The 550-nt window shown below is 60.9% G+C and carries 1 protein-coding gene; it reads right to left on the reverse strand.

Annotated features, from left to right (window positions below):
- Positions 1-496 (reverse strand): IS6 family transposase (locus HMPREF2993_RS04305; RefSeq protein WP_070701214.1); only part of this gene is annotated, 496 nt, incomplete at its 3' end.
- Between the last annotated feature and the right edge of the window lie 54 nt (positions 497-550).

Below are 550 nucleotides of genomic sequence, written 5' to 3' on the forward strand. Positions count from 1 at the left end.
CCTGCCGGTGCTCCACCGTCTGAGGGCAGATTCCCTCCGCCTTCAGCTCGGATATTGCCTTGGCCAGAGCTGGTGCCTTGTCGGTGTTGATGACCCGCGGGGACCCGGCTGTCGTATTCGATCGCAGCGTCTTGGCCAGGAAACGCTTGGCCGCAGCCACATTCCGTTTTGGTGAGAGGTAGAAGTCTAAGGTCTGCCCACCGGCGGTAATAGCCCGGTAGAGATAGCACCACGTGCCGCCGACCCGGATATAGGTCTCATCCACCCGCCAGGACCGGGCCTGCCAGTCGGGTACCTGCCGGTACCAGCGAGTGTGCTTATCCAGCTCAGGGGCGTATTTCTGCACCCAGCGGTAGATCGTGGTGTGATCGACTGGCACACCCCGCTCGGTCATCATTTCTTCGAGGTCGCGGTAGCTCACGCCGTAGCGGCAGTACCACCGCACCGCCCACAGGATGATGTCACGGGGGAAATGCCGACCGGAGAAGATGCCCATGGCTCTGATTATTTCACGTCGGTCTTTCTACTGCCCCAACTTTGCAACAGCACC

The sequence above is a fragment of the Corynebacterium sp. HMSC068G04 genome (assembly GCF_001814885.1).
In the GTDB taxonomy this organism is placed as follows: Bacteria; Actinomycetota; Actinomycetes; order Mycobacteriales; family Mycobacteriaceae; genus Corynebacterium; species Corynebacterium hiratae.